This window comes from Stutzerimonas stutzeri, assembly GCF_024448935.1.
GTDB classification, from domain to species: domain Bacteria; phylum Pseudomonadota; class Gammaproteobacteria; order Pseudomonadales; family Pseudomonadaceae; genus Stutzerimonas; species Stutzerimonas stutzeri_AO.
On record NZ_JAMOIE010000144.1, the window covers coordinates 1 to 7,360 of the forward strand.

The 7,360-nt window shown below is 59.8% G+C and carries 7 protein-coding genes and 1 pseudogene; 6 read left to right on the top strand and 2 right to left on the bottom strand.

The features are described from left to right. Nucleotides 1-492: 492 nt before the first annotated feature. Nucleotides 493-1,902 carry an L-seryl-tRNA(Sec) selenium transferase gene (gene selA, locus NA637_RS23510; RefSeq protein ID WP_256074910.1) on the top strand — a complete coding sequence of 470 codons (1,410 nt, stop codon included), beginning with the start codon at nt 493-495 and terminating at the stop codon, nt 1,900-1,902. Further along, a complete protein-coding gene (selB, locus tag NA637_RS23515) occupies nt 1,899-3,815 on the top strand; it encodes a selenocysteine-specific translation elongation factor (RefSeq protein ID WP_256074911.1) in 1,917 nt (638 codons plus the stop codon). Before selA ends, selB begins: the two co-directional genes overlap by 4 nt. A gap of 431 nt (nt 3,816-4,246) precedes the next feature. On the opposite strand, the gene NA637_RS23520 is transcribed toward selB, so the two are convergent. Together NA637_RS23520 and NA637_RS23525 are read right to left on the bottom strand one after the other, a co-directional pair. Further along, the gene (locus NA637_RS23520) at nt 4,247-4,801 is read right to left on the bottom strand and encodes a hypothetical protein (RefSeq protein ID WP_256074912.1); all 555 of its coding nucleotides are present in this window, start codon (nt 4,799-4,801) and stop codon (nt 4,247-4,249) included. A 58-nt stretch (nt 4,802-4,859) separates the two neighbouring features. After that, nucleotides 4,860-5,132 (bottom strand): hypothetical protein, encoded by a 273-nt coding sequence (locus tag NA637_RS23525; RefSeq protein ID WP_256074913.1) that lies wholly within the window; start codon nt 5,130-5,132, stop codon nt 4,860-4,862. A 133-nt stretch (nt 5,133-5,265) separates the two neighbouring features. Here NA637_RS23525 and NA637_RS23530 point away from each other — a divergent pair, with 133 nt between their 5' ends. The 4 genes and pseudogenes from NA637_RS23530 (at nt 5,266) to NA637_RS23545 (ending at nt 7,207) form a co-directional block, all read left to right on the top strand. Continuing rightward, the gene (locus NA637_RS23530; protein WP_256074914.1) at nt 5,266-5,481 is read left to right on the top strand and encodes a DNA-binding protein; all 216 of its coding nucleotides are present in this window, start codon (nt 5,266-5,268) and stop codon (nt 5,479-5,481) included. 315 nt (nt 5,482-5,796) lie between these two features. Next, a pseudogene (gene pflM / locus NA637_RS23535) lies at nt 5,797-6,102 on the top strand (lysogeny maintenance protein PflM). A 529-nt stretch (nt 6,103-6,631) separates the two neighbouring features. After that, nucleotides 6,632-7,012, top strand: a complete 381-nt coding sequence (locus tag NA637_RS23540; RefSeq protein WP_256074915.1) for a hypothetical protein — start codon at nt 6,632-6,634, stop codon at nt 7,010-7,012. Between the two features lie 15 nt (nt 7,013-7,027). Beyond that, entirely contained in the window at nt 7,028-7,207 is a 180-nt protein-coding gene (locus tag NA637_RS23545) for a hypothetical protein (protein WP_256074916.1), read from the top strand. Nucleotides 7,208-7,360 lie beyond the last annotated feature (153 nt).

The window sequence follows — 7,360 nt, forward strand, 5'->3', positions numbered from 1 at the left end:
TGAACAGAAGTCAGCCGAGGCCGTAGTAGTTGCTCGAAACCGGAGTGACGAAGGGCTGAACCTGCCACGAGCGGACAGTCGGCTGTGATCGCTGTTGGAGCGTAAAGCAGAAACTCTGCGAAGAGCGGGGGTCGAGACCATCAGGAAACCCCGAGAGCCGGTCTGGGCGCTTGGCTACCGCAGGCGACACATCAACGGAACCAAGCTCGCTGAGCTATTTGTCAGTAGGCAGGAACCGCCGTATACGGAACCATACGTAGGGTGGTGTGAGAGGACGGTGGGAGCAATCCCGCCTCCTACTCGATTCAGCGCCAGGAAGAACACGAGGCCGACTGAACCCTATGCCGATTTAAGCGTCTATGCTGCTCGCGAAATACTCAGAAGAATGGAGTCCTGCGTGTCAGGCAACCTCGCAACAAGGTCCAGCGCGATCGATACGATTTTCGCCAAACCCGCCCTCTCCGTATCGCAACATCATTCGAGGCGGCAGCCATGAGCAGCGTTCGCCTGCCCTCGGTCGACCGTCTGTTGCGCGCGCCTGCCTGCGAACCACTGCAGCGGCGCTATGGCCGCGAAGCGTTACTTGGCACCCTGCGCGATCTACTCGACGAGCTGCGCGAGCCGGTCCGTCAGGGTCAGCTCGCCGCGCTGGAGCTGTCCGAAGCCGTGCTCGCCGGACGCGCCGGTGAGCGCCTAGCCAATCAGCACCGCAGCCGAGTGCGACGCGTCTTTAACCTGACTGGCACGGTGCTGCACACCAACCTCGGCCGCGCGCTGCTGCCCGACGTAGCCATCGAGGCGATTACCTTGGCGGCGCGTTATCCGCTGAACCTGGAATTCGACCTGGCGACCGGCAAGCGCGGCGACCGCGACGACCTCATCGAAGGCCTGATCCGCGAATTGACCGGCGCTGAAGCCGTCACCGTGGTGAACAATAACGCCGCCGCCGTGCTGCTGGCTTTGAACAGCCTTGGCGCGCGCAAGGAAGGCATCATTTCCCGCGGCGAGCTGATCGAAATCGGTGGCGCCTTTCGCATCCCCGACATCATGGCCCGCGCCGGAGTGAAGCTGCACGAAGTGGGTACCACCAACCGCACCCACGCCAAGGATTACGAAGCCGCGATTAATCCCCGCAGTGGGTTGCTGATGCGTGTGCACACCAGCAATTACAGCGTGCAGGGCTTCACCACCAGTGTCGCTACAGCCGAACTGGCGAAGATTGCCCATGCGCACGGTTTGCCGCTGCTAGAAGACCTCGGCAGCGGCAGCCTGGTCGACCTCTCGCGCTGGGGCCTGCCCAAGGAGCCCACCGTACAGCAGGCCCTGCGCGACGGTGCCGACATCGTCACCTTCAGCGGCGACAAGCTGCTCGGCGGCCCGCAATCAGGGCTGATCGTCGGCAGTCGCGAGCTGATCCAGAAGATCAAGAAAAACCCGCTCAAGCGCGCCCTGCGCGTCGACAAGCTGACCCTCGCCGCACTGGAAGCGGTGCTCAACCTTTATCGCGATCCGGATCGCCTCGGTGAACGACTGACCAGTCTGCGCCTGCTCAGCCGTCCGCAGTTGGACATCCGCACCCAGGCCGAACGCCTGGCACCGGCGCTGACCGCCGCCTTGGGCGAGTCCTGGCAGGTCGCGGTTGAAGACGCACTCGGCATGATCGGCAGTGGTGCACAACCTGTGGCGCGCCTGCCGAGCGCCGCCTTGTGCATTCGCCCGCAACAGCCCAGGCGTCTGCGTGGCCGCAGCCTGCGGCTGTTAGAAGAGGCGCTGCGTGACCTGCCGATCCCGGTTCTTGGTCGTGTAGCCGAAGACGCGCTCTGGCTCGACCTGCGCCAGCTGGATGACGAGCCGGCGTTTCTCGGACAACTGCCGCACCTCGAGCAGGCGCTGGCATCATGATCATCGGCACCGCGGGACACATCGACCATGGCAAGACGTCCCTCCTCCAGGCGTTGACCGGGCAGGCCGGCGATCGCCGTCAGGAAGAACGTCTGCGTGGCATCACCATCGATCTTGGCTACCTCTACGCCGCGCTGGGCGAACCCGACCTGACCGGTTTCATCGACGTCCCCGGCCATGAACGCTTCGTGCATAACATGCTCGCCGGTGCTTGCGGTATCGATTGCGTGCTGTTGGTCGTGGCCGCAGATGACGGCGTGATGCCGCAAACCCGGGAGCACCTGGCCATCGTCGAGCTGCTGGGTATTCGCAGGGCGCTCGTCGCACTGACCAAAATCGACCGGGTCGAGCCGTCGCGTATCGCCGAAGTGCGGCTGCAGGTCGAGGCACTGCTGGAGGCCGGCCCGTTATCCGGTGCGCCGATCCTTCCGGTGTCCAGTGTGTCCGGTGAAGGCGTTGACGCGCTTCGCGCCCAATTGCTCGAGCAGGCCAGCGAAGTGCGCGCGCGCCGCGAAGACGGGCATTTCCGCCTTTCCATCGACCGGGCGTTCAGCGTGACTGGCGCTGGTGTGGTCGTGACCGGCACCGCCTTCGCAGGTCGCGTCAAGGTGGGTGACGAACTGAGTCTGGGGCCATCCGGACGCAAGGTCCGCGTCCGCGGATTGCATGCGCAGAATCAGAAGGCCCAGAAGGCCCAGGCTGGCCAGCGCGTCGCCCTCAACCTCAGCGGTGACCGGCTCTCGGTGGCTGATATCAGGCGCGGCGATTGGCTGGTGACGCCCGAACTGCAGGCTGGCAGCCAGCGTATCGACATCGAATTCACGCTACTGCCCAGCGAAACCCGCGAATTGCGCCACTGGACACCGTTACATGTCCACATTGGCGCCCAGGATGTCACCGGCCGTATCGCCCTGCTGGAAGGTGAATGTCTGGCTCCCGGTGGGCACGTGCATGCGCAGTTGCTGCTCAATGCACCCGCGCATGCCGTGCATGGCGACCGCGTGGTGCTGCGCGATCAATCCGCCCAGCGCACCCTTGGCGGCGGCCGCATCCTCGACCCCTTCGCACCGCCACGCAACCGACATCGCCAGGCGCGCCTGGCAGTGCTACGCGCGCTGGCCGGGGATACTCTGGAAGACATTTTGCCGGGGCTCCTGCCGAGCGCCCTCAACGGTTTGGACCCCGCCTTGCTGGAGCGGCAGTTCAATCGGCCGCGGCAGACCTGGCGGTTGCCAGACGAAGCGCTGGAGATTGGTACGCGGCTGGGCCCGAGACTGTTCGAGCGCGGCACTTGGGATGACCTCGGACAAAACCTGGTGGCGGCTCTGCAGCGCTTTCACGAAACCCAACCGGACGAGCTCGGACCGGATCGTGATCGCCTGCGCCGCTACGCCCTACCGCAGCTTGAGCGACCGGTCTACCTGGCGCTGCTGGAAAGCCTGCTGGCAGTCGGGACCATCGAAGCCAGCGGCCCGTGGCTGCATCTGCCCGGACACCGGGTTCGCCTGAGCGAGGAAGAAGAAGCGCTGAGGGCCCGGCTCTGGCCATTGCTCGAAGCGGCGCGTTTCGACCCGCCCTGGGTCCGCGACCTGGCCAGCGCGCTATACGTCGAGGAGGACCGCATCCGGCACCTGCTGCGCAAGCTGTCGCGCATCGGCGAATTGCAGCAGGTCGTCAAAGACCTCTTCTACCCCGACGCGACCATCCGTCAACTGGCCAGCCAGATACTGGACATGGAGCGCCAGTCCGGCGTGATCCGCGCCGCCGCCTTCCGTGACCAGATCCAACTCGGCCGTAAACGCAGCATTCAACTGCTCGAACATTTCGATCGCATCGGCCTGACCCGCCGGTTCGGCAACGAACGCAAGGTGCGACGTGACAGCGCCTTGGCCTCGGACACCGAGCTCAGGTAGGCTGTCGCACGCTTATGACCAACAGGTCAAACTTTCTTGGAAGGCAATCGCACCCGGTGGTGCGGCCGGGCTTCAAATCCTGTTTTTGCCTTATTCATCAACGGCGTATGTTGGCCAATGCTGGGCGTTGTGCGGTTCTGCCAGCTCCCGTTTTAGTTATTGCTGGCCTTTTTTGGGCAGTGGTTTCGACACTTTTTCGACAGTCAAATATTGTCAGGGTCGAGAAGCTCTATCTGTGAGCATCGGATATTCGATTTCTCGTTCCGCAGCTGTGCTATCCGCTTTCTGAGTTGTTCGCCCTGCCTGCAATCCTTCTCGGTAGTGAATATGTATGACTCTCTGACTGGCGGTTCTGCTGTATTCGGTGGATTGATAAGTGTCGCTGTAAGTATCCATGCCAGCATTTTTTATCTCCGTTTCCAAGTTCACCGCTAGTTTCTGTTGTTCAGATTAACGCTTGCCTTGCAGTTCCTGCGCTGAATGCTTCCTTCCCCGCCAGGACAGAAGTCGCTGATCCGCGATTCTTTGCCTACCACCACAATTTCTTTCTGGCGGGAAGGAGTCGCTACGGTCTGCTCAGGGAGCACGCGTGTAGCTGGAACGATATTGGTCGCGCCCTGGGGAACGTAGTTGTTGTCGTTGAAGACGGTTTGCCTGGGCTGTGGTTCTGCCGTAGCGGCTTGGGGCTGGTCTGTTTGCGGCTGAGGCGTTGTACCTTTTGCGGTCGCTTCCTTTACTACCCTGTCCCAATCCTTGGTTGCTGTCGGCTCTGCTCGCTTGATCTCGGCGACGGGAGCTGGCTTGGGTTGGACGTGCTTATCGGGGATGTCCTGGACGGTACCTTTGAGGAATGCTGATCCTGCCATCTGGAGAACCGCTAGCGTAACAACAGTGCCGATCAGGCCAGGGATTAGCTTCGCTAACCTGCGGCTTTTGCGTGGATGCCTTGTGATGTAGTCCGGGGCGTCGTTCCATTCAGCCTTCATACCTAACTTCTCCCTGTCGTTCGGGCGTACCAGCGCCTAGTCACTTCTTTGGTGATCGCTATCCCGCGCTCTGACTGGTCAAGTTTCGGTTGGCCTCGTCGTAGTCGGGGCTTGTCTGCCCGCACTCAGGGGCGACTTTTCCGCTCGCCAGCCAAAGCGCGTATTGCGGATACAGCTGCGCTAAGGCCTCGACTTCCTGGGTGCTGATTCTGGTTCGCTTGTCGTATCGCACAGTTCTCCAGCGAGTCCCGCCGATGCCGGTGTTTTTCACCAGCGTATCGATTCCCGCCTTATCCACTAGCGATCTAACGCGTTCGTCTATTGATTCCATAAAGTTCTAGTAATTTACAAATGTAATGTACAAATTACCTACATCTTGTTGTAAATTACAGATGTAGATTACGTGGATCTTTGTCAATATAGCTCTAAATAAACACCAACATAGTGCAACAAAGGCCAAGGACATGGAAGGAAACCTACCGCCGATAGACCTGCTCAACGCGCCCCCGGTGATGCCGTGGCGTCAGTTTGCGGACTGGATTCGCATGAGCGACGAACACGACGTGGTGTGGGGCTGGATTCGTAACGGCTACATCCCGTCGCACAAGGTCGGCAAGTACGTGATGGTTAACGTGGCACTGCTGGTCAAGCAGCTCATTGAAAAGGAGTCGACTGAATGACCCTCTCTACTGATCGCGCGTTTCGCTCGCTTCTTGGCGCCCTGGTCCAGGTACGTTTGAGCGGTGTTGATAGCGTTCCGGATTATCAGCGCAATGCACAATTCGGTTATGTCCAAGGCCAGCTACGGGTACTGGAAGACCTCGGCTTAATCATGTGGGATCAGTATGTTCTGCTTACTGACCTGTTGATGAATGCCTTCAGTCATTCCGGCAAGCCTTTCCCGGATGCCTGTAATGTCGGTCCGATCATGCCGACCTGGATCGCATTCGAGCGTCGCCAGTCTTCGGTAAAGCCCTCTGCGCAGGTGCTTGCTGATGAATGTTCCTGTCAAGTATCTGCGCCTGCCTCATGCCCCGAACTGCGACTGTTCTGTTTGCTGGTCAAGGATCGCGGTGGTAATTCCCGCTCCCTCCCGGTTCACACCATGCGACCAATGCCGCCCCTCGTCAGTCCTACTGGTCGATGGTCGCTTGCAAGTGATCCCGCGTTTCACTTGCGCGAAACATACGCCACCCGCCCGCCCCGCGAAGTATTGGAGCGTTATTTACCAAAGCTGAAAACCAACTCCAAAACCAACTCCGTTCGTTCCGTTTCACGAACCGTTCGAGCTGGTGGGGTGATGGCATGAGTCGTGTAACCGCTCTCGCGGTCATCCAGTGGGGCGGCTACGTGATGGACCAGCTCACCAATCCCGCTCGGCCTGTATTGGTCCAGGGCCGCGCTCCCGGCTCGTCGGATCACGCTTCACCGATCCGGCGAACGGAAGCACGGGCGGAGCGCACCCTTGACCCTGCACGAACAGAAACAGCCTCCGCTCGTGAGTGTGGGGCAGCTTCACCGCCCCGCGCTCCCGAGCCCTCGGCGGCAAGAGTGGGATGACAAGGGCAAAGCCCTTGGTGTTGATCTTAAGAGCGGTTGATTTTGCGATAAGGATCGTTACCCGAAGGGCCAAGACAAACAGCTTCATCGTTTGGCTTGGTTGCGAAGCAATAGAGCCTGGCCCGAAGGGATCGCCCAACTAGTTAAACGAGTACGGCACTTCAAGTAATAGAAATCCTGGCAGTAACAGCGAAAGCAACCTGACAGTAAATCCTAGCTTGAAGAACGCAAAACAGCGCGACCAAGCGCAAACAACTGGAGAAACACAACATGGCACGATCAACGATGGAAGTTGCATTTCTTGGGACTCAGAAGCTCGCATTCAGCCAGAACGGCACCGAAGTAAAGATTGTTAAAGTCTTCTATGGTGATGAACCTGATGGAGAAACGGAGAATGGATTGTCCATCGTAAGCATGGATGTACCTCTCGAAGTAGCGGATGAAGTATTTGCCTCTGGGGCCAACTTTGCGCCGTTGGAAACCGTGCGTATTCATTTCGAGATTGCACGAGCTGGTAAACAGAAAGGCAATAATCTTTGCCTGCATCTGGAATCGGTGAAGCCCGCCACTCAGGCCACTAGGCCCATCCAGCAACCGACCCCAACCGCCAAGCTAGCCGGCAGCCAGCCGGACCCGGCCAAAGCCAACTAAGGGGAGGGTTGGACGATGCTGATTGTTGATCGCGTTATCTGCGACTGCTGCGGAAACGACATGGGTAAGCTCATGAGCCTGCCTGTACCGCAAAGCGATCTGCTGCCAGACCTCAGCCTGCCACCCCATTTCGCCGTTTGCCCCGACTGCGAACCGCTCGAAAAAGCCGTCGATTTCCGTGAGGTCGGCGAATGAATTTCCTTGCCTGTGATGGCTACTGGTCGCAAGGCGCTGATGGCTCGCCCATCTGCTCCGGTTCTCTGGTCGCCCTCACGGTCGAGGAAATGCAAAGCCTCTACGGCTCTGCACTTACCTGGGACCAAGGTAGCTTCTCAAAAAGTGGTGGTA